The following is a 24,838-nucleotide window of genomic DNA, read 5'->3' as shown; positions in this document are numbered from 1 at the left end:
GTCTTATTCATTTCAAGCACACTTTGTCTACAGTCTGAAGGATCGGTTCAATGAACCGATCCTTTTATTATATCCAACGGCTTCTCACAAATAACACAAAATGGATTTCTCTATCCAATAGGTAAAGACTGTTTCAGGACTTAATTTTTCGTACTCCTTCAGTTTCAAGTACATGTCCAGCCCGTCCGAAACATCATGCCATAGGTCCATAAAGGCAAAATCGAAATGGCCTTCAGCCATGCGGGTTTGTGCAAACTCAAAAGCATCCGCATTAATGATGTTAATCTTGTGGGCATTTTTGAATTGCGGCAGGATATGGCGCTTGAATAAACGGATAACGTTTTCATTGCTGTCGACGATGGTGACGCTGTCCACATTGTCTTTTTCAGAAACCATATAGGCGTAATAGCCAAGCCCAAGGCCGAATGTGAGCACCTTGCCAAAAGCCTGCTCAATGGGTTCTTTCATCGTTTCGATTTCATTTGGTGTGATGGTCATCCAGATCCGGCCATTTTCCAAAACGGCCGGAAACTGGAATTCCGTTTCAAAAAAGCCGACTTGCGGAATTTGTCTGCCTTCCATTGTCCGGATGATGTCGTTGCTGACAAAGCCTTCGAAAGGCTTATATTTTTCATACTTTAATTCACTGTTGCCGATTTGTATCCGCGGTATTTTGATGTTCTGGTAATAAGGGGTGTTGGCATACTCAGAAGCCTCTAACTTATGGAACATCTTGTTGAAATAATTATGAAATAATGCTTTATCTATAGGATTATCGACAATATCAAGTCCAAAAGCAGCAGCAAGTATCACTGCGAAGGCATATTCAGAAGATACTCCGGCGCCGACAATTTCATCAATTTCTTCCTTGCCGATAAAGTCAGGTGCATTGTTCAAATAATTGCTGAGCCAAGCAAATACTTTGTAATTGTTTCGTTTTATTTTTTCATTGATTTCATGATCATGTTCCATTTTTTCACCTGATTTAAAATTATTTGTTGTTGTCTTCAGGTCAGCTTCTATAAAGGCACTGAGATTTCATTTAACCAGAATAAAAAATTTTTCTCTAATGATTTGCCGAAAATGCTGGGTTCTGCAGATTCCTAAGCGTACTTGTCCATACAAAAAGACTGCCGATAAACGAAACAACCAGCAGCCTTTCACTATTCTTTTCAAATGTTTACTTATCAGGTACATAACTTGAAATGACCACTCCGGAATCCGTGGTCCGGCTGTCTGTCAGCATGAATTTTTTCTGGTCTATACCTTCTTTGAACAAGCGCTTCCCTTCACCAAGTACAAGGGGAAACGTCAAAAGATGCAATTCATCAATCAAGTCATGCTCCAGCAGCTTTTCTACCAAGGTTCCACTTCCATAGACCAGCAGTTTCTTTTTGGCTTTCTTTAAATTTGCAATCTCTTCTGCAGCATTTTCTTTAATGAACGCCGCATTCCATTCTGCTTTCGTTAAAGTTGTCGTTGCGACATATTTGGGCATCTCATTTATCCGGCGGGCAAAACCTTCTTCATCATCTCTCTCGGGCCAGCGTGCTGCAAATTCTTCATAGGTGATCCGCCCAAGCAATAAAGAATCGCTTGCGGACAGCAAATCCAGTTCAAACTTAGCAATTTCATCGTTCCAGTAAGGGGCGGTCCAGGAAGGCAATTCCATGACACCGTCCAGCGTCACATACATTGATACGACAATTTTCCCCATACGAACAGCTCCTTTTTGTCGGCTTTGAAGAAACAACAGACGATAAAGTATACATTCTCCGTTGGCAAAAAAATTCCTTCATTTTGAGAGATGCAATTGGATAGAAAAGGAACCAATATACTGTTAAAATTAATGAAGAAAACAATTTAGAATTTTCAGAATAAAAAGTGGCGAACTTTGATTTTCAAGAATAGATAAGTGGCAAAAAACTCGGACTAAGCCGCCTGTAAGAATCATTTTATTGAAAGGAGGTATGACTCTCCCTTGCTCAGCCAAAAAATAGTGAACCGCGGCGTGACTCCAAGAACAACGTTGATTTTCGTAGAAGCTACGATTAATACGAAAGGAGTTTGGAGTAAGATGGGCACTGCTTTTATTAAAGTAGCGGCTGTTTATCTATTGATCGGCCTTACCTTAGGGATTTATATGGGGATAGTTGAAAGATTTGAATTTACCCCTGTACACGCCCATATCAATTTGGTTGGCTGGGCCACAATGGGGATATTCGGGCTAATCTATAGTGCTTTTCCGAGAGCAGGAAACAGCGTGTTAGGAAAAACTCATTTTTGGCTCTATAATATCGGAGCATTGCTTTTATTGGGGGGCATGGTTTTGTTTTCCATTGGAGAAGAAGGGACGGCTTTTCCGATTGCCGTTACCGGAGCACTGACCGTTGTAGCTGCCACTTTAGTATTTATCGTAAATCTGTTTCGGAATGTCAAAGCGCATGAAGCTTTTAGAAGAAACGAATAAAACAGCAAGTTAATTGAAGACACTTTATTTCCTGGGAAATAAAGTGTCTTTTTCTGTTTTTAGAAGTGATTCCCTTTTCTATTTTTTGCCAATCAAGTAAACTTTATTTAACAGGAAAAGGGAGGACTACTGAATGCAATGCAATAATTGCTCCGTAGCGGAGTTGAAATTCGAGATAAAAGTGGAAGGCGAATCCAATCTGTCGGCATTGCCGCAAATAGTGGACCATATGGAAAGGCGGGGCATCTCCGTAAAAGCGAAAGAGCAAGGGCTTCTCGTTCCGGAATCCGGCGCAAAAGAATTCATGGATTTCTGCCGTCACTTTATGGAATTTGAACAAGTCACATTCAGGGTGAATACGGGAGCTTGGAAGCCATTTGCCGAAATTGAAACCGTGATGGAAATGCAATGGATCGATGAAGTGATCCAAAAAGAATTGATCACGTGCCATTATCAGCCGATTGTTGATGCCGCCGGGAAAATTTTTGCCTATGAAATGCTGGCACGTTTCCAAAACGAGGATGGTTCCGTCATCTATCCGAATGAAATCTTTCCGGCTGCCAAAAACCGTGGACGCCTGTATGCGCTCGACCGGGTATGCCGTATGACGGCAGTCAAGTACGCCGCAGCTTTAAAAGATGTAAAAACATTCATCAACTTTATTCCGACTTCGATTTATTCGCCGGAATTTTGTTTGCGTTCTACTACGCTTCTGGCAAATCAATTGGGCGTAAACCCGGAGCAGCTCGTATTTGAAGTGGTCGAAACTGAAAAGGTGGAGGACTTGGAGCATTTAAAAACCATTTTGGCGTATTATAAAGAAAAAGGCTTCGAATATGCGCTTGATGATGTCGGGGAAGGGTACAGCACGATCGAAATGCTGGCCGATTTAAAGCCGAATTACATGAAACTGGATATGCAGTATGTCCAGGGAGTCTCAAGTGACTCGGATAAGCAGAAGATAGCGCTGCAGTTTCTTGGAAAAGCACTCGAAGTCGGTTCGGTGCCACTTGCTGAAGGGATTGAAGAACGGGCCGACTTTGACTGGTTGAAACAGCAAGGCTATCAGCTTTTTCAAGGCTATTATTTCGGGAAACCTGCTGCCAGCCCGCTGGAAGTGAATTTCGCCTCTTCAGCCAGATAAAAAACATGTTTTAAAGCAAGGCATTCTAAATATAATACTTAAAATATTTTTACATCAACAACATCTATAGAGAAACCAAAAACCGGGAGGAATCGTCATGCTTTCGTTTGATCCAAACCAACAAACAGAACGCGGGAATTATAAATTGCTGGTCGGAAGCGTCATTCCTCGTCCGATTGCTTTTGTCACCAGCATGTCCGCAGACGGCATCGTTAACGCAGCGCCGTTCAGTTACTTTAATATTGTTTCATCCGATCCGCCGCTGCTGTCGGTTTCTGTCCAGAGCCGGGCAGGAACGCCGAAAGACACAGCACGCAACGCCATGGCAACAAAGGAGTTTGTCATCCATGTCGTCGATGAAACGAACGTCGGGGAAGTCAATAAAACAGCGGCATCACTGCCGCCGGAGCAAAGTGAAATCGATTTGACGGAACTGACGCTTATCAACAGTGAAATAGTAAAAGTTCCTTCAGTCGAGCAGACAAAAGTCCGCTTTGAATGCCGGCTGGAGCAGGCAGTTGAACTTGGAGGGACCCGCCTCCTGATTGGCAGAGTCGTCCGCTTCCATATTGACGAGTCCATTTATGACAACGGGCGCATCAATCCGGAAATTCTGCAGCCTGTCAGCCGTTTGGCGGGAACCAATTATGCCAAGCTTGGCGAAATTTTTTCAATGAAACGGCCTGATTAAACCTAAAATACCCTTTGAGAACAATAAAGTTCTCAAAGGGTATTTTTATTTCTTTAACAGCAAGTACATGAAATAAGGGGCGCCAATCAAAGCAGCCATTATGCCGGCAGGAATGCCATTCGGCTCCAGCAAATTGCGGCCGACAGTATCGGCCAGCAGCAGGAGCCAGCCGCCAATCAAGATGGCAAGCGGCAGAAACAATTGATTGCGCGGACCGACAAGTGCCTTGGCGATATGAGGAGCCATCAGTCCGATAAAAGCAATGCCGCCGGTGACAGAAACAGCAGAAGCGGCAAGCGCCACGGCCGCCAATAACAGAACGATGCGTTCTTTTTCAAGTGAAATGCCGATTCCGACTGCAATAGGTTCACTGAGGCTCAGTATATTCAACCGGTTCGCTTTGTATAAAGTGAACGGCAGCAATACCAATAGCCAAGGCAAAAGCGCCCAGATGAATGGCCAGTCCGTCCCCCAAATATTGCCGGCCAGCCAGTTGGCGATAAAATCGACTTTTTCCCGTTCCGCAGAGGACACCAGAATGATCATAACGCCGGATAACGCCGTTGAAAAGCCGATCCCTACCAAAACGAGCCGGACTGGCTGGAGACCGGTTTTCCGGTTATAAGAACAAGCATAAATCAGCAGCGCCGTCCCTAAAGCCCCCACCAAAGCAACGAGCGGCAAGAGATAAACGAACGAATCCACTTCAATCGGCATAAAAAGGAAAAATACCGCAATGGCGACGCCGGCGCCTGAATTGATGCCGATGATGCCAGGGTCTGCCAAGTCGTTGCGTGTCACTCCTTGCAGGATCGCACCGGACAATGCAAGCGCCATGCCGGCAAGCAGCGTGATCAAGATACGCGGAAGCCGAATTGAAAATAAGATAAAGTCCTCTTTGAATGTACCTTGCCCTAAAATGGCCGGCAGCAGCCGGTCAAAAGAAAGGGAAGAATAACCCGTTGCCATGCCGAGGATGGCTGTCATTACAATCAACGCGAGCAACAGTACAAAATAAAGGCGCTGTTTTCTTAACAAAGCTGGATGAATCATGCGAAAGCACGCCCTCCTTTCCGGACGATCAATAAGAAGAACGGCAAGCCGAACAGCGCAACAAGCGCTGCCACCGGTGTTTCAAATGGGGCATTGATTGTCCGTCCAAGCAAATCTGCGAAAAGCATGAAGATTGCACCTGAAACAGCAGACATCGGGATGATGAACCGATAATCAGTGCCGACGATCGCCCGGACCACATGCGGCACCATCAAACCGATAAAAGCCAAATTTCCAGCGAGCGCAACAGCGGCTCCTGCGAGAATAGTGATGGCGATAAAAAGGAACGCTTTAATATGGATTGTCTTTTGGCCAAGTCCGACCGCTGTTTCTTCGCTCAAACTGAGGATGGTCAGCTGCCTTGATAGAAAGATGGCAATAACCAGTCCACATGCGATAAATGGGACCACTATTTGAAGCTGGCTCCAGGAGGTGCCGATCAGTCCGCCGGCAGTCCACATCGACACGTCTTTGGAAATCTTGAAATACAAGCCGATTCCTTCTGCAAAAGCTGAAAGAAACGCCGATACAGCTGCACCTGCCAAGACAATGCGGAAAGGGGAGAACCCGCCGCGCTTTGTTGCCCCAAGTCCGAATACGATAGCGGCACCGATAGCAGCGCCGATGAAACAAGCCACCGTAATCCAGAAATAGTTGGCTGCTGGAAGAAAAGCGAGCGTTACGGCTAATGCTGCATTTGCGCCGGAAGTAAGGCCAAGAAGGCTCGGGTCTGCCAAGGGATTGCGGGTCATTCCCTGCATCATTGCCCCGGAAACGGCGAGCGCAGCGCCAACGAACACTGCAGCGGCTTCCCGTGGCAGCCGGATTTCCCTGATGACGTTGATGTCGTCACTTGATGCCCCGGAAAATAAGGCGAGCCAAACATCTTTCAAGCCGATGTCTGCAGCGCCGGACACAATGGCTGTTACAAACATAGCTGCAAACACGAGCAGGCTTGTGATTAATTTTAATAAAAATGGCATTTTGCCGTACATGCATCATCATCTTTTCTGTAAGAGAGTAAAAGAGGGATTCCGTGTCCAGAATCCCTCTTTGATGTATTACTTGCCTAGAAACTTCTCGATAAAGAACTCGAGTTGATATTCCAATGTAAGAGGGTCATTAAAGTAAAATTCCTTAGAAGGGACTTCAAAAACCTTGCCGCCTTTAACAGCTGGTGTGTTTTTATACAAATCCGTTTCCTGGAATGAATTATCCTGTTCGCTGTCTTTGCTGAAGATCACATAGTCTCCCATGTATTCAGGAAGCACTTCTTGGGACAAAGCGTAGTAACCGTCCTTCAATGCCATTTCCTTCACTTTTTCAGGCATTTTGAGATTCATTTCCTGGTAAAGAATTTCTGTGCCGCGCCCCCAGTTATCCCCGAAGACATAAAGCTGTTTATCAAAGTTTTCAATAACGGATACGGTTGCCTCTTCTCCGATTTCAGCACGAATTTCTTCTCCGGCTTGTTTGGCGCGGTTTTGGAAATCTTCAATCCAAGCTTGGGCTTCTTTTTCTTTGTTCAGCACTTTCCCGATTTCCAAATGCTGTGACAGATAATCCAGTTTGCCGTATGTAAATGTCACGGTCGGAGCAATTTCCTTCAACTTATCGATATTTTTAATCGTCGACATGCCAATGATTAAATCCGGCTCAAGTTCGATGATCTTTTCCAGATTATCTTCAGTCACTTCTTCTACATTTGCTAACTCCTTATCAAAGCGGGGGTTATTTTTTGACCATGAATCCACTCCGACAAGCGGAACATCAAGCGCCATCGCATCACCCGCGTAAGTGGATAATACAATCACTCGCTGTGGATCAGCGGGTACTTCAACAGGGCCATTTTCGGATTCATATGTAATCGTGCCGGATTTGCCTGCAGTACTTTCGGCTTCCGCTTCGTTCGCTGTTTCTTTGCCGCAAGCTGCAAGCAGCAGAATGGTTAATAAGAGAAGAGGCAATGCTAATTTTTTCATCATGGGTTAAACTCCTTTGATTAAGTTATAGGTGATGCACATCGGTTTTTGCGTTCTCGGGTCAAGTCCGATTTCCGCGTCAATCCGGAATACTTTTTTTAAGACAGGCTGCGTAATGACTTCATGGCATGTGCCGGCTTTGACTACCTGTCCGTCTTTCATGGCAATGATATGGTCGGCGAAACGGGCAGCCTGATTCAAATCATGGAGCACCATGACAATGGTCCGGCCTTGTTCCTTATTGAGTTTTTCCAGCAGTTCCAGAATTTCAAGCTGGTGGGCCATATCCAGATACGTGGTCGGCTCATCCAGAAAAATCATTTCGGTTTCTTGGGCAAGCGCCATGGCAATCCAGACACGCTGCCGTTGCCCGCCTGATAAAGCATCAACCGGATGAAATTTGAAAAACTGAGTGCCGGTGACATCCAAAGCCCAATTGATCACGTCATAATCCTTTTTCGACAAGCGGCCGAATCCTTTTTGGTATGGAAAACGGCCATATGAAACCAGTTCTCCGACAGTCAGCCCATTGGCGCTTTCAGGGGTTTGGGGCAGAATCGCCATTTTTTGTGCCAACGCTTTTGTGCTTTCTTTTGCAATATTGCCGCCATCCAATACAACCGACCCGGACTGCTGCGAAATGATGCGGGTAATCGTTTTCAATAAAGTCGACTTGCCGCAGCCATTTGACCCGATGATGGTGGTGATTTGTTTGTCTGGAATTTCAATGCTTAAATCTTTGACGATCAGCCTTTCCCCATAGCTAACATTCAAATCCTCTGTAAAAAGACGGACCATCCTGCAAAACCTCCTTTTCTAAAATTATAATCCGCTTGATCGGCCGGTCAGCTTCCTGCTTCTGAGAAATAAAGGGCTGATTGAGAGCAGCTGGTCAATCAATCTGGATGAAAGCTTTTTCTTTATTGATAAATTAATTGATAATGATTATCATTTTCAGTACAATCAATACTATAAGTCGTAAATTTTTTAGTGTCAACTGAAATTTAAAATGAGGAGTGGATCAATTGTGGGAGAACTAGAAGTGTTCGACGTCACCATCATCGGTGGAGGGCCGGCCGGATTGTACTCGGCTTTTTACAGCGGGTTGAGGGAAATGAAGACCAAACTGATCGAATACCAGCCGCAGCTTGGCGGGAAAATCCACGTTTACCCTGAAAAGATGATTTGGGACATAGGCGGACAGACTCCCATTCAAGGAGGAAAACTCATTGAGCAATTGGTGGCGCAAGGCCTGACTTTTGATCCGGAAGTGGTGCTGAATGAGAAAATTGAGGCAATGGACAGAAACAAAGACGGGCTTTTTGAACTGGCCGGATCTTCTGGCAAGCGGCATCTTTCCAAGACGGTGATTGTCGCAGTGGGAGGAGGGATATTAAATCCTCAGAAACTGGAAATCCAAGGCGCAGAACGTTTTGAAGTATCGAACTTGAATTACACGGTGAAGTCGCTGGAGCGCTTTAAAGGGAAAATCGTCTTGATTTCCGGCGGCGGCAATTCCGCCATCGATTGGGCCAACGAACTGGAACCGATTGCGAAGCAAGTTTATGTCACGTACCGGAAAAGTGAACTTGCCGGGCACGAAGCCCAAGTAAAACAGCTGATGAACAGTTCGGCTCAATGCTTATTGAATACCACGATTACGAAATTGATTGCTTCTGACGGAAGAGATGCCATTGAACGGGTCGAACTGACAAATCAGGAAAATGGGGACACCACTTTGCTGCCGATCGATGAAGTCATTATCAACCATGGCTATGAACGGGATGCCACACTGCTTGAACAAAGCGGCTTGGACATTGAAATCGCCGATGGCTATTATATTGCCGGCACTGTCAATAGCGAATCTTCCATTCCAGGATTGTATGCGGCGGGTGACATCCTTCAGCATCCCGGCAAACTGAATTTAATAGCAGGGACTTTCCAGGATGCGGCAAACGCCGTCAACAAAGCCAAGCAGTTTATCCAGCCGGATGCGAATGGCATTGCCATGGTGTCATCGCATAATGAAATTTTTAAGCAGCGCAATAAAGAACTGGTCAAGCAATTGATGTCCTGAATAGTTGGGCCTGCAGGCAGGAAAAGTGAATGAAGAGGAATAAGTTGAATCGAAAAAAAGGCATCCTTCAAGCAAGGATGCCTTTCAATGTTTTAATGCATATAAATCGATTCTTTTTGCGCATGCTCTTTTTTTCCATGCAGGAAATAATAAAGAAAAGCGGCAGCCAGTGCCGCAAAAGCCACAATGACATACATGGTGCTGTAGCCGGTCAGTGGGATGATAAAGCCCAAGATATACGGGCCAAATCCGAGTCCGGCATCCATAAAGATAAAGAAAGTGGAAGTGGCAAGGCCCATCCGGTGCGGCGGTGTCAATTTTACAGCGACTGCTTGCGTAGTGGACTGCATATTGCCGAAACCGAAGCCAATTAAAGCGCCGGACAACAATAACGTTACGCTACTGTCTGCGGTGCTAAGCAAAAACAAGCCAAGGGCAAAAACAAGGAAAGCTGGATACATAACATAGTTGGCGCCTTTCAAGTCCATCAGCCGGCCAGTGAACGGGCGAGAAATCAGGACAGCAGCAGCGTAAACGACGAAGAACACACTGGCAGTGTCGACCAGGTCGATTTCAATGGCGTAGAAGTTGATGAACGATAACACACTGGCATAGCAGAAGCTGACAGCCAACGTGATTAAAGCAATCGGAACCGCTTTCGGTTCAAGGAAGTTGGAAAGTTTAAATCCTTTTGTCTCTGCTGAGGCTGGGATTTCTTTAATTGGCGGGACTTCAACAAACAGGGAAATGATCAAGCTGATGACCCCTAAAGCGAGGCATAGCCCGAAAATGACTTCATAACTGGTGCGCTGGCTCATGAACAAGCCGATAAACGGCCCAAAAGCAGTAGCCATGGTGGCACTCATGCTGAAATAACCGATTCCTTCGCCTTTTCGGGTCATGGGAATGATTTGAGCGACAATAGTTCCGGCGGCGGTACTCGCCATCCCGAGCGTCATCCCGTGAAGAAGGCGGTTAATCAATAAGAATGAAAGTCCTAGATTTACAAAATAGAATAATGTGGTCAATGTGAATAGGGAGAGCCCGATGACGAGTGTCCGTTTACGCCCGATGCGATTGATGGTGCGGCCGATCACTAACCGGCCAATCAACGTACCGATGATGAATATGCCGGTGACGAGTCCTGCTTCACTTGTAGTGGCATCGTATTCTTCTACGGCATATGCAGCAATGGTGACCATTAATAAATAAAAGATAAGAATAAGGAAGAAATTGACTATTGAAGATACGATAAAATCTTTCGTCCACAATTTGGGTTTGTTAGGATTCACTTTAATGGCTCCTTGCTGATCAGGTTATTGCGTATTTCTTTCATTACGCCAATCGCTTCTTTTTGCCGCGCTTCTGACACACCTTCAAGGATATCTTGCTCAAAGCGATCGACGCTGATCCGGACATCCGCATAAACTTTTCTGCCGAGCCCGGTCAGTTGCATGGGCTTTTCGCGCCGGTCTTTGCTTTGGATAGGCTCGATGTAACGCAGTTCTTCCAAGCGGCTGACAATCCGTGTTACCGTCGGTTTTTCGACTTGCTGGTATTGGGCAAGTTCAACAAGTGTAGCCGAGCCATTGTTGGCGAGATAATACAAAGTGGACCACTGAGCTCTGTAGAGGTCATGTTTGCCGAGTTCTATATTAAGATGATGCTCAAAAGGGCGATATAACAATAAAAATTGCTGAAAAAATTCCTGGTACGTTTTAATAAGAAGAGCTCCTTTATAAATAGTTAGTGAAGATAATGGTTAGTCAGGGTAACTAATATACAATAACAAAATTCCCTCTGCCTGTCGAACTTTTTCTGAAAACTTTACAAAGAAAAAATCAGGGAATTTGTTCCATTATTTAGGCGTCTCACTTATAATTTTAGAAATATCGAAAAGAGGTATGCCATTTGAGGACAATAGCAGGAGAATTCAATTGGGTCGGCAGCCGGGAAAATTTTGTAGACTGTCCTAATGTTTTGGCGTTGGAGCACGTTGTTGTCGGGCGATTCGGCGGCAATTCATCGGCGGGACAGGTTAAAAATGAAGATGGTTGCCTGGTATGGATCAACGAACAGGAAGACTGGGAATTTGTCGTGATGCTGGATGCTCATAATACGGCGGAAAGTGCTGAAAAAGTATTGGAACAAGTGGAAGCCAATAAAGGTTCAATAGAAAATTTGTTAAATCGGCAACTTACTGCTGAATTTTTTAAATCACTTGAGAAAACGATCCTGGCTCTTTTTCAAAACGAAGAGTTCCGCTCAGTTTGCCGAACGACCCAAGGAGAAACAGCTTGCCTCATTGCAGCAAGAAAAGGAAAGTACATCTGGTGGTTTTCAGTCGGCGATTGCCTATTGTATTTATTCCATCCGGAGTTGGTTGAATTCGGACAGTATCAGCTGAACCAGCGCCAATTTTACGAATGGATTGGTCAAGTCAATACGTTTGAAGGACCGGTGCCTTGCTATTCAAGCGGCACGAAAGAGTTAAGGCAAGGTGATAATCATTTATTCATCACGACTGACGGGCTGGTTGAATGCCCGAATGAGCCGTTTGCACAACCGGAAGCGATATTGGAACAGTTTGCTGGCAATTCAAATGAACAAGGCGTTAAACACCTATTGAAAACAATCCAGGAAAACGGAGTGCGCGACAGCACGACGATTGTTTCCTGGAAAGTCTGGATTGCCGAAAAAGCGGCTATAGCAAGCAATCAAACATAAAGGAGAGATGGCAATGAGTCAGACGGAAAAAATTTACGCCAATTTGCCGGTTTTAGAAACAAAGCGCCTGATTCTCAGAAAACTGACAATCGAAGATGCTCAGGATATGTTTGCTTATGCATCCGAACCGATTGTTTCCCGGTTCATGCCGTGGGAAGTGCATAATTCAGTGGAAGACACGAAGGGATTTATTCGGGGTGTCCTGCAGGGCTACGAACAGAAAAACAAGCTGACGTGGGCGATAGAATTGAAAAGTGAAGACAAAATGATCGGCACCATCGATTTTGTAAAATGGCTCCCGAAATATGCACGGGCAGAAATCGCTTATGCATTGTCCCATCTTTATTGGGGCAATGGCTTTACCCAAGAAGCAGCCAAAGCATTGATCGCTTTCGGTTTTGAAAAGATGCAGTTGAACAAAGTCGAAGCACCGATTGTGCCGGACAATTTCCAGTCACAGCGTGTGCTGGAAAAAGTGGGAATGGTGTGTGAGGGAGTTGCACGCCAGCATTTTGTCATAAAAGGAGAGTTTGTTGACTTAGCCATGTATGCAGTGTTAAAAGAAGAATTTGCAAGAGCATAGAAAAACCCGGCTGCCTTTAAAGGAAGCCGGGTTTTTGCAGGTGAGCCACTGCCTGTTGTTTAAGAGCAGCTAATTATTTATTTAAATGTGAACGCTTCCGGGAATAGCCAAAGTAAACGACCATTCCGATTGCAAGCCAGATGACGAAACGGATAATCGTCTCACTTCCCAGCTGGAAAATCAAAAAGCCGCAGAACAAGATAGCTAAACCTGGAATTAATGGGACAGCCGGGCAGCGGAAAGCCCTTGGCAGGTCCGGTTGTTTCTTTCGAAGAATAATAACAGCAATGGATACGAGGATAAATGCTGACAAAGTTCCAATGTTCACCAACTTGGCAAGTTCATCCAATCGCATCAATCCACCGAGCAAAGCAGCAACAATACCGAAAAACCAAGTAGCTAAGTATGGAGTATGGGTTTTCATGCTGACTTTAGAGAAGAATTTAGGCATCAAGCCATCTCGCGACATGGCAAACATGACCCGCGTTTGGCCGTAAAGCATAACCAGCATGACTGTCGTCATACCAAGGATAGCACCTAAATCGACAATTCCGGCAACCCAGTTCTGTCCGGATAATTGCAGGACAAGAGAGACAGGGTGGTCAATGGCTTGTGAAAATTGTGCAAAAGGAACGACTCCGGTCATGATGGCGGAGACGACTACATAAAGAAGTGTACAGATCATCAATGAGAAAATAATGCCGCGCGGCAAATCCCTTTTCGGATTTCGTGTTTCTTCAGCAGCCGAAGCAACGGCATCAAAGCCGATAAAAGCAAAGAAAACCAGTGCCGCAGCTGCGAAAACGCCGTCAAAGCCAAAAGGTGTGAATGGCTGCCAGTTGGCAGGTTTAACATAGAAAACAGCAACTGCGATAAAGATTAGAACTACGGTTACTTTGATGACAACCATGACGTTATTTACCCGTTTCGATTCCCTGACGCCGATTGACAGCAAAGTTGTAATAAGCATAACAATGATGAAGGCCGGAAGGTTAAAGATCGTTGTCGTTCCTTCTACTGCTCCGGGAGCTGCTGTAAGGGCGGTTGGCAAGTTGATGCCAACGCCGCTAAGCAGGGATTGGAAATAGCCGGACCAGCCCACGGAAACAGCACTGACCGCGAGCAGATATTCCAGAACTAAATCCCATCCGATGATAAAAGCAAGCAGTTCTCCCATCGTCACATACGTATAGGTATAGACTGAACCAGAAATCGGAACAGTGGATGCAAATTCCGCATAGGACAAGGCGGCGAAAAAGCAGGCAAGCCCTGCAATGATAAACGAAATGGTAAGGGCTGGCCCCGCTGTCAAAGCCCCGGTTCCTGTCAAAACGAATATTCCCGTTCCGATAATGGCCCCGATTCCCAGCATGGTTAAATCGAATGCCCCTAATTCTTTGGAAAGCCCGCTTCTTTTTTCAGCGGTAAATTTTAAATCTGAAATGGTGGTTTTTCTGAAAAGATCATTGGCCATCGTTTTTATTCTCCTTCTTTTCTCGTTTTATTTTTGATAGCATATAACAGAACATTTGCTTTGTACACAAAATAATTCAATTATTTTTTACTTTCTAAAAATTGTATTTCTGATAACTTTTATAGGAATTATGACTATTGAACTTGCTGCTTGCCTCTCGAATCAGATAAATGATAGGGATATTTTCCCCGAGAGGTTTTACACGAAGATTTAATGGAAGTTGAGGCAGAAATCAAAAAGGAAAAAAGGGTTTTCAAAGATGATTCAAAATACCTGCTGAAAATCTGTCCGATTAAAGCATAAAATGACAGGAAAGAGCGCTATAAAGGGAATAAGATACAAGTAAGGAGTGAGCGATATGGGGTGGGTGGAATCGCTGCAGCAGGCAATCGACTATATGGAAGATCATTTGGATGAGCCTATAGCTATTGAGCAAATAGCGAAACGGGCGAATGCTTCGGTGTTTCATTTTCAGCGGACATTTACGATTTTGACCGATATGACGGTCGGCGAATATCTGCGGGGAAGGCGTTTGACTCTAGCGGCCCATGAGTTATCGAATACGGACAACAAGATCATCGATATCGCCTATAAATATGGTTATGACACTCCGGAAGCGTTCTCCAAAGCTTTTCGGCGGCAGCATGGCATCACGCCAAGCGAAGCCCGAAGAAATCTGGGAGGACTGAAATCCTATAACCGCCTGGTACTCCAGGTGAAACTGAGAGGGGCAGAACCGATGAAGTACAAAATTGTGGAGCGGGACGGTTTTAAAGTGGTGGGCTTCAAGCGAACATTTTCAACGGCCAATGATGAAAACATGAGAGGCATTCCGCAAATGTGGCGGGAAACCAACGCTAACGGCTTGGACGAAAAATTGTTTAGAGTGAACAGCGGAGAGATTGAAGGTGTTTTGGGCGTTTGCGTGGCCGGAGAAGGGGCCAGCATGGATTACTGGATTGCGGCTGAGACAGACCGCGAGGCCACGGAAGAATTTGAGGAGATGGAGATTCCCGCATCCAAATGGGGCGTTTTTGAAGTCCATGGCCCGATGCCTGATGCCATGCAGAACGCCTGGAAGAAAATTTTCACAGAATGGTTCCCGTCCAACCCATACGAATATGCCGGCACTCCGGAACTGGAAGTGTATCCGCATGCAGACCCGTACCAGCCGGATTCCTATTCGGAGATCTGGATACCGTTGAAAAACAAATAAAGTTGAATGGAAAAGAGCGGCTGCAGCGACTTGCAGCCGTTTTTTTGATGTCTGTAAATTGCAGGAGCCTGGCACCGCAATAAAGGATTCTGCAGTCATATAGAGAAAAGTAACGTAACGGGATTGATTCTTGAAAAATCAATTGGAGGGGTAAACATGCAAATCGGAATGATCGGCCTTGGAAAAATGGGCTTGAATTTGGCGCTTAACCTGAAAGAGCATGGACACACAGTAATTGGCTACGATAGTCAGAAGGTAAGAGGAGCTAACGGTTTCGAGCAGGAATTGTCTGTAGCGGAACTTGTGGAAAAGCTGGAAATGCCAAGGATTGTATGGCTGATGGTGCCTGCTGGAAATGTGACTGAATCTGTCATCGAAGGATTGGTTCCGATTTTAAATGAAGGAGATTCCATCATTGACGGCGGCAACTCGAATTATAAAGACAGCAAGCGAAGGGGACAAGCGCTGAAGGAAAAGGGGCTTTACTTTTTCGATTGCGGCACGAGTGGCGGCACAGAAGGAGCACGCAACGGCATCTCGGCAATGATTGGCGGCGACGCACAAAAGTTTACGGAAATTGAACCGCTGTTTCGGGACATTTCTGTGGAAAACGGTTATTTATATGCCGGCGAATCCGGAAGTGGGCACTTTCTGAAGATGATCCATAACGGCATTGAATACGGCATGATGCAGTCGATTGCTGAAGGATTCGAGATTCTCCATAAAAGCGATTTCGATTTTGACTATGAGAAAGTAGCGGGGGTATGGAACAACGGCTCCATCATCCGCTCTTATCTGATGGCGCTGACACAAAACGCTTTCTCCAAAGACAAGAAGCTGGAAGGCATCCGGGGAATCATGAATTCTTCAGGGGAAGGCAAATGGACCATCGAAACCGCGCTCGACTTGAATGTCCCGGCACCGGTCATCACATTGTCGCTGATGATGCGCTACCGTTCACTCGAAGACGAAACCTTCACTGGAAAAGTCGTCGCGGCATTGCGCAATGAATTCGGCGGGCATGCAGTAGAGAAGAAGAATCATTGAAATGGCGGCACCTTAATTAGAGAGGAGGATTCCTATGCCGGAGCCATCGTATTATCTCGGCGTCGATATTGGGACAACTTCAACAAAAGCGGTACTGTTCAATAAACAAGGAAAAGTGATTGAAAGTGACACGATTTTGTATCCTCTCCATACACCAAACCAGCTCATTGCTGAACAGGATCCGGAAGAAATTTTCCAAGCTGTGCTGGGCACTGTGCGTGAAACAATCCGCAAAAGCGGTATTCGATCCGAATTCCTAAAGCTGGTGTCGTTCAGCTCGGCGATGCACAGCTTTATGGCAGTGGATGAAAACGGCGGACTCTTGACCCGCAGCATTACATGGGCGGATGCGAGAAGTGCGCCTTACGCCAAAAAGATCATGGAAGAAATGGAAGGCCATCAAATTTACCTGCGTACGGGAACGCCTATCCATGCCATGTCGCCGCTGGCAAAGCTGGTTTGGCTAAAAGCGGAACAGCCCGAAGTATGGAAGACAGCTGCTAAATTTATTGGAATCAAGGAATATATTTTTCATCAATTATTCGGGGAGTATGTCATTGATCATTCTATCGCCTCGGCTACCGGATTATTCAATCTGGTACAGCTCGACTGGGATAAAGGAGCTTTGGAAATTGCGGGAGTGGATGCCAGCCGATTAGCGAAACCTGTTCCGACCACTTATCAAATGAAGGGATTGGCGGCGGAATACGTCGCTGCCATGGGGATTCCTGAAGAAGTGCCTTTTATCGTCGGAGCGAGCGACGGAGTGTTGGCGAATCTTGGAGTGAATGCCATCAGACCAGGCGTCATTGCTGTGACCATTGGAACAAGCGGCGCCATTCGTACCGTTTCTCCGGTGCTGAAACTCGATCCGAAAGGGCGCACATTTTGTTATATATTGACTGAAAACAATTGGGTGATTGGCGGGCCGGTCAATAATGGCGGCATCGCCCTGCGCTGGCTGCGGGATGAATTTGCTTTTTCTGAAGTGGAGATGGCTAAACGGCTTGGCATCGACCCTTATGACGTTATGACCAATGTGGCATCAGCGGTTCCTGCCGGTTCCGAAGGCTTGCTGTTCCATCCTTTTTTGACAGGTGAGCGGGCACCGCTGTGGAATGCTGATGCACGCGGCTCATTTTTCGGGCTGAACCTCCATCATCAAAAGCCGCATATGATCCGGGCGGTTCTTGAGGGCATTGTCTTCAATTTATATACGGTGCTGCTGGCGGTTGAAGAATTGGTGGGGGAACCGGTGCGCATTCAGGCATCCGGAGGGTTTGCCCGTTCTGAAATGTGGTGCCAGCTGCTGGCGGACGTCTTCGAGAAACCGGTGACCGTTCCGGAAGCTTTTGAAAGTTCCTGCCTGGGTGCTGTGGTCCTTGGGAGATATGCAATTTCAGAGATTGACGATTTTAACATCGTTTCGAAGATGATCGGTGAAGAGCGCACGTACTACCCGGATAAAGCGGCAAGCGGAATCTACAAAGAGTTGCTGCCGATCTACATCCGGTTATCGCGGCTTCTGGCAGAAGAATACGAAAGCATCTCTGAGTTTCAGCGCAAGCATTTGAAATGAAAAAAGTGGTTCTGAAATTGTCTGCAGACAATTTCAGAACCACTTTTTCTATTGATTTTGGCTAGTTGGGCATAACACGGACAAGGTTGGGCATAAATACGGAAAACTTGGGCATAAAATAGTAGGAGTCGGGCATAAAAAGCCTGAACTTGGGCATAATTAAAATTCAGTCAGGGCGTAGTTATTAAAATTCCACGCTTAAAATGAATTCCATCCTATTTCTTTCCTTTCTAGCTGTATAAAAAAATTTTAAGATTATATTATCAGAAAATACTAAAAAATATCTATAATCTTCCAAACGCTTCTGCTACGATGGAAATAGAGACGAAGATTCAAGGCGCAAAGGGGATGTCGGGATGGATTACGATGCAATCGTAGTAGGAGCAGGGCTGGCAGGGCTGGTGGCGACAACCGAAATTGCGGACAGCGGAAAGAAAGTCCTGTTGCTTGACCAGGAACCGGAAGTGTCACTCAGAGGGCAGGCGTGGTGGTCATTTGGCGGATTGTTTTTGGTTGATTCACCGGAACAGCGGCGTTTAGGAATAAAAGATTCAAAAGAGCTTGCCTGGCAGGACTGGCTCGGTGCAGCAGGTTTTGACCGGCAAGAAGATGAAGACTATTGGGGCAGAAAATGGGCAGAAGCTTATGTTGATTTTGCTGCAGGCGAAAAGCGGGCTTGGCTTGCCGTAAAGGGTATTAAATTTTTTCCGGTGGTTGGCTGGGCAGAACGCGGCGGTTATTTGGCGGAAGGGCATGGCAACTCGGTTCCCCGTTTTCACATCGTCTGGGGGACAGGACCCGGAATTGTCGAACCGTTTGAGCGCCGCCTGCGGCAACATATAGAAAACGGCTTGGTAAAGTATCGCCCGCGCCATCAAGTGGATGGCTTGCAGTCAAGCGGTTCTTCCGTAACGGGAGTGTTTGGTTCAGTTCTCGCTCCAAGCGAAGCGCAGCGCGGAGAAGACAGTTCCCGGGAAGCGATTGGTGAATTTACATATCAGGCAAAAGCAGTCGTTGTGACAAGCGGCGGCATTGGCGGAAACCATGAACTGATCCGGAAAAACTGGCCGGAGCGGCTTGGAACCCCTCCTGAAAAAATGCTGTCGGGTGTGCCGGCGCATGTAGATGGCCGGATGCTTGCCATCACAGAAAAATTTGGAGGGCGCATCGTCAACCGGGACCGCATGTGGCATTACACGGAAGGCATCAAAAACTGGAATCCGGTCTGGAGCCGACACGGCATTCGCATCCTGCCCGGTCCTTCTTCGATTTGGCTCGATGCCAAAGGCGAACGGTTTCCAGCCCCGAACTTTCCAGGCTTCGATACGCTAGGCACGCTGGAAACAATCCAGAAAACCGGCTACAGCTATTCCTGGTTTATCTTGACACAAAAAATCATAGAAAAAGAATTTGCCCTGTCCGGTTCCGAGCAGAATCCGGACCTCACAGGCAAAAGCATACGCCAGGTGCTGGCGCGTGTCCGTTCAGGTGCGACCGCACCGGTCCAGGCGTTCATGGATAAAGGAGAAGACTTTGTCATTGCCGATACATTGGAAGAACTGGTCGACGGGATGAACCGATTGACCGGTGACACACTGCTCGATGCCCATCACATTCGGCGTCAGATTAAAGCGCGCGACAATCAGCTCACCAATAAATTTGGAAAAGATCTGCAAGTGACGGCATTACGGGGTGCCCGAAAATACATTGGGGATAAATTGATCCGTGTAGCAAAGCCGCATGAAATATTGGATTTGGCAAACGGTCCATTGATAGCCGTGCGTTTGAATATCGTCAGCCGCAAAACGCTGGGCGGCTTGCAGACAGACTTGTCTGCCCGTGTTTTGAACAATGCCGGACAGCCAATTCCAGGGTTATATGCTGCCGGTGAAGTCTGCGGATTCGGCGGTGGGGGAGTCCACGGTTACCGGTCTCTTGAAGGGACGTTTCTCGGGGGCTGTCTGTTTTCAGGAAGAGTGGCAGGAAGAGCAGTAGCAGAAAGGGGAGAAGAGTAATGGCGAAGCACGTTAAAGGATTGAGTTGGATTTCTTTTTTATTGGTATTGGGAGGATTGATACTGACTTTTTCAAGTGCCCGCTTCGGAGTAGCAAGAGGGAATTCTTGGTTGGCGCAGCAAGTTGAAGGAAGTGATACTGAAATTTATTACCGAGTCGTCGAAACGTACATGACCGGCTTTATGATGCTAGGCAGTATTCTGTTCGGAATGGGTTTATTGATCGGAATACTGACTTTCTTTACTTCGGTGTTATTCGATGAAACGGAGGAAAGCAGCAACACGGAAGGGCAATTAACGAAAAGCGGGAGGCGGAATCCTGGCAATCGATTTTCATAATCCGTTAAACCACTCTTCTTATTCAACGAGAACAGCAGGTCCGGAAAAATAAAGGGACCTTTGCTTTACTGAAAAGATTAAGGAACCTGCATTAATCTGAAATATAAACCTAAATACTCGAAAGGGCTGATCCGATAATGGAATCAGTAAATGCTTTTATCATTCGCCGCTATGAAGAACGTGATTTTCCTGCCATCCACGAACTGAATAAAGCAGAAGGCTGGAACAATCTGGTGGAAAAGCACGAAGACACGAAAGAAGCATGGAAGCATTCCAATGCGGCTTTTGTAGCAGAAATGGAAGGGGCAGTGGCAGGCTGCCTTCGCGGACTGACGGATGGCCATATCACGTTTTATATCGCTGAATTGCTGATCCATCCGGAATGGAGAGGACAAGGGATCGGAAAACAGCTGCTCAGCCATGTCCATTCCCTTTATCCTAAAACCCGATTTGAACTCCTTGCTAGCCAGACATCCCGGTCGTTTTATGAAGCTCTCGGCTATCGGGCTTTTTATGGCTTCCGGAAAACCATTGAAGAATAAAGCAGAAAATTCGACCGGTATATTTTAACCTGCTGCTTTTTTGAATATCCGGATAGCTGTTTGTGTCGAAAAAGCGTTTATAGAGCAGACAAAAGAGGGAACTTAAAAGAACATCAATCTTACTTCAATGCTACTTGTACTTAGGAGGAAAACAAAACAAGGGCTTGAAAAAGCCGATAAAAAGAGGGATTGTGATGAGCCATCTAAGATTGTATATCATCCTTGTTATCGTCATGTTTGTTTGGGGCATTAATTTGCCGGCAGTAAAATACTTAACGACTCAAATGGAACCGGTCACGATGACGTCTTTCCGTCTATTTCTGGCAGCCATTACTGTCTTCGCTGTATTGTCATTTACGGGGCTGATCCGAAAACTGACAAAAACGGAATGGCGCTATGTCATTGCAGGATCTGCATTGAACGTCGTTATCCACCACTATTTTATATCCGTCGGTTTATCGCTGACTTCGGGAACAAATGCCGGTCTGATTATCGGGACTGGACCAATCATGACGGCGATCTTCAGTTTGTTTCTTTTGCGTTCAAAACCGTCGAAACTGCAATGGCTTGGATTCATTCTCGGATTGATTGGCGTTACAGCAACGGTATTGGCGGGAAATGGCGCAGCAAGCAGTATTTCTACAGGGGATTTTTACATATTCCTGGCGATACTTGGCCAGGTTTTAAGCTATATGGTCATCAGCAAAGCGTCTAAAACACTTGATCCGCGCCTGCTGACGGCTTACATGTTCCTACTCGGATCAGCCGGTTTGTTCTTGATCAGCCTTTTTCGGGAGCCGGGGGAATGGCGTATGTTCGGGGAGATGGATAGTCTGTTTTGGCTGCTTGTCATCGCTTCTGGCATCTTTGGAACAGCGATTGGCCATATGCTCTACAATTATTCAGTAGGTGAGATCGGTCCTACAAAGGCGGCGATTTTCATCAATTTGAATACGTTGTTCGCTTTATTGGGTTCCGCTTTTTTCCTTGGAGAAGTTCTCACCCAAGCCCACTTAATCGGCTTTGTGCTGGTGGCGTTTGGAGTACTGTTCGGCTCTGGGGCTGCAGAAGAACTGTGGCGGATGCGGGTACAATCAGTGAAGCAATGAAAAACCACTCCTTTTAAAAGGGGCGGTTTTTATGCCAGTTATCATACGGTTGACTAGTTTCACATGGAACTTTAACTAAAAGGAGAATGGGTAATTGTTAAAGCCGAATAATTTATAGACAGGGAAGTGGAAAAGGATGAAAGGCAAGAAAATATATTTACGCAGATTAACTTTTGACGATCTGGAGGATTTAGTGGATTTGGAAATAAGGAATAAGGAATTGTTCGAGCAGTTTTCCGTCACTCGCCGGCCAGATTTCTATTCGATTGAAGGGCAGGCGCTCCGCCTGCAGATGCAGGAAGAAAATTGGCAGAAAGATGAGCAGTACAATTTCGGAATATTTTTGAATGGCGAAGATATATTGGTTGGATCAATCAATCTGGTTCAAGTAGTCCGCGGTCCGGTGCAGAGTGCCATCATGGGCTATACCATTGATCAGCTTCATAACGGACAAGGTTATGCAACAGAAGCGGTCAACCTGCTGGTGGATTTTGCGTTCCAGGAGCTTCAGCTGCATCGCATTGAAGCGGGTGTCATGCCACATCACGTAGCTTCGATCCGCGTGCTTGAAAAAGCGGGTTTCCATAAAGAAGGCATCGCCATAAAGAATGTCCAGATTAATGGCGTCTGGCAGGACCACCAAATATTAGCCATCATCAATCTGGAAGATTAAAAACTTGCCTCAGCCATTGTACGTTCTCCGATGGAGCAACTTCTTTGACACTTAATGTCAGTGGTGATAAGTTATTTTCAGTGACTTACTAAAAGTAAGCTGAGTCTAAGGAGGATCATCATGACAGTACACGTAGAATCGCCTTTAGTTAAAGTAATGAAAGAAAGAAAATCGGTCAGAGCATATGACTCTGACTTTAAAATTTCAAAAGAAGAACTGGAGGAAATGTTGACGCTTGCGACTTCAGCTCCTTCTTCAAGCAATTTGCAGGCTTGGAATTTCATCGTCATCCAAGACCAGGAAGTGAATAAAGAGCTGCGCGCCATTGCCAATAACCAGGCGCAAGTAGAGACATCTTCAGCTATCATCGCCGTTCTTGGAAATATCGATGCTTATAAGAATGTGGAAAAAATTTATACGCAAAACGTGGAAGAAGGCCATATGGACGAAGCCATCAAAGAACGTTCTGTAGCCAATACGTACAAAGTATATCCAAATGCCCCGGTGGAAGCACGCATGAACATTGCTGCATACGACGCAGGGCTTGTGTCGATGCAATTGATGCTGATTGCCAAAGACCGCGGCTATGACACCATCCCGATGGGCGGATTTGATAAAGCGAAGTTTGCAGAGCGTTTTGATTTGCCGGAACATCTTTTCCCAATCGTCCTGATTGCGGTAGGAAAAGCAGCTGCTCCAGCTTTTGGAACATCCCGCTTGCCGCTGGGGGAAGTTGCCCGTTTTATCTGAAAATTTTTAAGGCCCGAAATGCTTAAAAGCATTTCGGGTCTTTTTTTATTCCCAAAAAACGCAGGAGAGTCAGCAGGAGACGGCGAAAAGGTGTTACATGGATTTAAAGGAGGAGACTTCATGGAATTTCCAATACTTGAAACCAGCCGGCTGCAGCTGGTCCAAATCGGCCAGCAATACGCCGGAAGGTTTTATGAAATCATGTCGCGGGAAGACGTGACTGAATATTATGGAATGGACAAATTGATCAACCAGCAGGAAGCGGAAGCAATCATCAAGTCTTTTCAAAGTGCTTTTGACAGCAAGCGAGGGATGCGCTGGGGAATCGTTTTGAAGGAAAACGGAGACTTTATCGGCACAATAGGGCTTAATAATTTGAATGTACAGGCAAAGAAGTCTGAAATCGGCTATGAACTTCATCCCGATTACTGGCGGCAAGGCTTTATGAAAGAAGCCATTAAAGCTGTACTGCAGTACGCGTTTGAAAATTTGGACCTGGTGCGTATGGGTGCCGTGACGTTCCCGGATAACGAAGCTTCGAGCCGGCTGTTGAGAAAGATGGGTTTTACAGAAGAGGGAAGGCTGCGGAGTTATTTGTATCAGGGTGGACAGTCGCACGATGCCTTGATTTTTTCATTATTAAAACCGGAGTGGGAGAAGTAAGGTGAAGCAAATCATTGCGCTTGGCGGCGGCGGATTCTCTATGGAACCGGAGAACCCTCTGCTTGACCGATACATAATGGACCAAGCAGGAAAGACAGAGCCGAAGATCTGCTTTGTGCCTACTGCGAGCGGAGATTCCGATCAATACATTTCCAACTTTTATGATTTTTTCAATGGACAGAATTGCGTTCCTTCACATTTATCGCTATTTAAACCACCGGCAAAAGACTTGGAAGCATTTGTTTTGGAAAAAGACATCATTTACGTCGGCGGGGGAAATACCAAAAACCTCCTGGTTCTCTGGAAAGAATGGGGGCTGGACAGTATTTTGCGGAAAGCCTGGGAGCAGGGCATCGTGCTGGCTGGAATCAGTGCGGGTTCCCTTTGCTGGTTTGAAGACGGCGTAACGGATTCATTCGGAGATCAGCTTGAGCCGATCCGAAGCCTCGGTTTTCTTAAAGGCAGCAATTGTCCGCATTATGATGGAGAAGCAGAAAGACGCCCAACGTATCAGAAACTGATTGCTTCTGGAACCATTCAGAGCGGAGTGGCAGCGGATGATGGAGCGGCCATCCATTATATCGGCCAAGAAATTCACCGTATCGTGAGTTCAAGGCCAGATGCCAAAGCTTACCGGGTGTCTTTTGACGGGCAAGTGCTTGAAGAAGAACTTCCGACTGAGTTTTTGGGCTCGAAATAGCGGAG

Annotated in this window: 26 protein-coding genes; 17 read left to right on the top strand and 9 right to left on the bottom strand. The window is 46.1% G+C overall.

Features of this window, described 5'->3' with window-relative positions:
• Positions 1-84 precede the first annotated feature (84 nt).
• Positions 85-972: a spermidine synthase family protein gene (locus tag QWY16_RS18650; RefSeq protein ID WP_300990732.1), complete on the bottom strand. Its 888-nt coding sequence runs from the start codon at positions 970-972 to the stop codon at positions 85-87.
• A gap of 208 nt (positions 973-1,180) precedes the next feature.
• A complete protein-coding gene (locus tag QWY16_RS18645; protein WP_300990731.1) occupies positions 1,181-1,717 on the bottom strand; it encodes a dihydrofolate reductase family protein in 537 nt (178 codons plus the stop codon).
• Positions 1,718-1,981: 264 nt separating this feature from the next.
• On the opposite strand from QWY16_RS18645, the gene QWY16_RS18640 reads away from it, so the two are divergent.
• From QWY16_RS18640 to QWY16_RS18630, 3 genes are all read left to right on the top strand, one after another.
• On the top strand, positions 1,982-2,470 hold the full coding sequence (locus QWY16_RS18640) for a cbb3-type cytochrome c oxidase subunit I (RefSeq protein ID WP_300990730.1): 489 nt from the start codon (positions 1,982-1,984) through the stop codon (positions 2,468-2,470).
• Between the two features lie 133 nt (positions 2,471-2,603).
• Positions 2,604-3,614, top strand: coding sequence for an EAL domain-containing protein (locus tag QWY16_RS18635; protein ID WP_300990729.1), 1,011 nt, complete (start codon positions 2,604-2,606; stop codon positions 3,612-3,614).
• Between the two features lie 97 nt (positions 3,615-3,711).
• A complete protein-coding gene (locus tag QWY16_RS18630; RefSeq protein WP_300990728.1) occupies positions 3,712-4,305 on the top strand; it encodes a flavin reductase family protein in 594 nt (197 codons plus the stop codon).
• A 45-nt stretch (positions 4,306-4,350) separates the two neighbouring features.
• On the opposite strand, the gene QWY16_RS18625 is transcribed toward QWY16_RS18630, so the two are convergent.
• The 4 genes from QWY16_RS18625 to QWY16_RS18610 all read right to left on the bottom strand — a co-directional run bounded on the left by QWY16_RS18625 (position 4,351) and on the right by QWY16_RS18610 (position 8,138).
• On the bottom strand, positions 4,351-5,358 hold the full coding sequence (locus QWY16_RS18625; RefSeq protein WP_300990727.1) for a FecCD family ABC transporter permease: 1,008 nt from the start codon (positions 5,356-5,358) through the stop codon (positions 4,351-4,353).
• Positions 5,355-6,353, bottom strand: a complete 999-nt coding sequence (locus QWY16_RS18620; protein WP_300990726.1) for a FecCD family ABC transporter permease — start codon at positions 6,351-6,353, stop codon at positions 5,355-5,357. Before QWY16_RS18620 ends, QWY16_RS18625 begins: the two co-directional genes overlap by 4 nt.
• A gap of 66 nt (positions 6,354-6,419) precedes the next feature.
• Positions 6,420-7,340, bottom strand: a complete 921-nt coding sequence (locus tag QWY16_RS18615; RefSeq protein ID WP_300993531.1) for an iron-hydroxamate ABC transporter substrate-binding protein — start codon at positions 7,338-7,340, stop codon at positions 6,420-6,422.
• 6 nt (positions 7,341-7,346) lie between these two features.
• Complete coding sequence (locus QWY16_RS18610; RefSeq protein WP_300990725.1) at positions 7,347-8,138, bottom strand: ABC transporter ATP-binding protein; 792 nt, start codon at positions 8,136-8,138, stop codon at positions 7,347-7,349.
• A gap of 229 nt (positions 8,139-8,367) precedes the next feature.
• Here QWY16_RS18610 and QWY16_RS18605 point away from each other — a divergent pair, with 229 nt between their 5' ends.
• Positions 8,368-9,417, top strand: a complete 1,050-nt coding sequence (locus QWY16_RS18605) for an NAD(P)/FAD-dependent oxidoreductase (protein WP_300990724.1) — start codon at positions 8,368-8,370, stop codon at positions 9,415-9,417.
• Positions 9,418-9,509: 92 nt separating this feature from the next.
• Here the strand turns inward: QWY16_RS18605 and QWY16_RS18600 are convergent, their stop codons facing one another.
• Together QWY16_RS18600 and QWY16_RS18595 are read right to left on the bottom strand one after the other, a co-directional pair.
• Complete coding sequence (locus QWY16_RS18600) at positions 9,510-10,709, bottom strand: MFS transporter (protein WP_300990723.1); 1,200 nt, start codon at positions 10,707-10,709, stop codon at positions 9,510-9,512.
• Positions 10,706-11,104: a MarR family winged helix-turn-helix transcriptional regulator gene (locus tag QWY16_RS18595; RefSeq protein WP_367281325.1), complete on the bottom strand. Its 399-nt coding sequence runs from the start codon at positions 11,102-11,104 to the stop codon at positions 10,706-10,708. Before QWY16_RS18595 ends, QWY16_RS18600 begins: the two co-directional genes overlap by 4 nt.
• 224 nt (positions 11,105-11,328) lie before the next feature.
• Here QWY16_RS18595 and QWY16_RS18590 point away from each other — a divergent pair, with 224 nt between their 5' ends.
• Together QWY16_RS18590 and QWY16_RS18585 are read left to right on the top strand one after the other, a co-directional pair.
• Entirely contained in the window at positions 11,329-12,144 is an 816-nt protein-coding gene (locus tag QWY16_RS18590; RefSeq protein WP_300990722.1) for a PP2C family serine/threonine-protein phosphatase, read from the top strand.
• A gap of 13 nt (positions 12,145-12,157) precedes the next feature.
• Positions 12,158-12,727 carry a GNAT family N-acetyltransferase gene (locus QWY16_RS18585; protein ID WP_300990721.1) on the top strand — a complete coding sequence of 190 codons (570 nt, stop codon included), beginning with the start codon at positions 12,158-12,160 and terminating at the stop codon, positions 12,725-12,727.
• Positions 12,728-12,800: 73 nt separating this feature from the next.
• On the opposite strand, the gene bcaP is transcribed toward QWY16_RS18585, so the two are convergent.
• A complete protein-coding gene (bcaP, locus tag QWY16_RS18580; RefSeq protein WP_300990720.1) occupies positions 12,801-14,201 on the bottom strand; it encodes a branched-chain amino acid transporter BcaP in 1,401 nt (466 codons plus the stop codon).
• Between the two features lie 358 nt (positions 14,202-14,559).
• Between bcaP and QWY16_RS18575 the strand changes: the two genes are divergently transcribed.
• The 11 genes from QWY16_RS18575 (at position 14,560) to QWY16_RS18525 (ending at position 24,833) form a co-directional block, all read left to right on the top strand.
• Complete coding sequence (locus tag QWY16_RS18575; protein ID WP_300990719.1) at positions 14,560-15,417, top strand: AraC family transcriptional regulator; 858 nt, start codon at positions 14,560-14,562, stop codon at positions 15,415-15,417.
• 156 nt (positions 15,418-15,573) lie between these two features.
• On the top strand, positions 15,574-16,464 hold the full coding sequence (gene gnd / locus QWY16_RS18570; protein WP_300990718.1) for a phosphogluconate dehydrogenase (NAD(+)-dependent, decarboxylating): 891 nt from the start codon (positions 15,574-15,576) through the stop codon (positions 16,462-16,464).
• Positions 16,465-16,498: 34 nt separating this feature from the next.
• Complete coding sequence (gene gntK, locus QWY16_RS18565; RefSeq protein WP_300990717.1) at positions 16,499-18,043, top strand: gluconokinase; 1,545 nt, start codon at positions 16,499-16,501, stop codon at positions 18,041-18,043.
• A gap of 356 nt (positions 18,044-18,399) precedes the next feature.
• Positions 18,400-20,058, top strand: a complete 1,659-nt coding sequence (locus QWY16_RS18560; protein WP_300990716.1) for an FAD-binding dehydrogenase — start codon at positions 18,400-18,402, stop codon at positions 20,056-20,058.
• Positions 20,058-20,396 carry a hypothetical protein gene (locus tag QWY16_RS18555; RefSeq protein ID WP_300990715.1) on the top strand — a complete coding sequence of 113 codons (339 nt, stop codon included), beginning with the start codon at positions 20,058-20,060 and terminating at the stop codon, positions 20,394-20,396. Before QWY16_RS18560 ends, QWY16_RS18555 begins: the two co-directional genes overlap by 1 nt.
• 137 nt (positions 20,397-20,533) lie before the next feature.
• Entirely contained in the window at positions 20,534-20,938 is a 405-nt protein-coding gene (locus tag QWY16_RS18550; protein ID WP_300990714.1) for a GNAT family N-acetyltransferase, read from the top strand.
• A gap of 194 nt (positions 20,939-21,132) precedes the next feature.
• On the top strand, positions 21,133-22,047 hold the full coding sequence (locus tag QWY16_RS18545; protein WP_300990713.1) for a DMT family transporter: 915 nt from the start codon (positions 21,133-21,135) through the stop codon (positions 22,045-22,047).
• A 136-nt stretch (positions 22,048-22,183) separates the two neighbouring features.
• Positions 22,184-22,720, top strand: a complete 537-nt coding sequence (locus QWY16_RS18540) for a GNAT family N-acetyltransferase (RefSeq protein ID WP_300990712.1) — start codon at positions 22,184-22,186, stop codon at positions 22,718-22,720.
• Between the two features lie 120 nt (positions 22,721-22,840).
• A complete protein-coding gene (locus QWY16_RS18535; RefSeq protein ID WP_300990711.1) occupies positions 22,841-23,470 on the top strand; it encodes a nitroreductase family protein in 630 nt (209 codons plus the stop codon).
• 120 nt (positions 23,471-23,590) lie between these two features.
• Positions 23,591-24,133 (top strand): GNAT family N-acetyltransferase, encoded by a 543-nt coding sequence (locus QWY16_RS18530; protein ID WP_300990710.1) that lies wholly within the window; start codon positions 23,591-23,593, stop codon positions 24,131-24,133.
• 1 nt (position 24,134) lies between these two features.
• Complete coding sequence (locus tag QWY16_RS18525) at positions 24,135-24,833, top strand: Type 1 glutamine amidotransferase-like domain-containing protein (protein ID WP_300990709.1); 699 nt, start codon at positions 24,135-24,137, stop codon at positions 24,831-24,833.
• The last annotated feature ends 5 nt before the right edge of the window (positions 24,834-24,838 follow it).

It is taken from the genome of Planococcus shenhongbingii (genome assembly GCF_030413635.1).
Classification (GTDB): Bacteria; Bacillota; Bacilli; order Bacillales_A; family Planococcaceae; genus Planococcus; species Planococcus shenhongbingii.
This window is presented reverse-complemented; position numbering and strand designations above follow the sequence as displayed.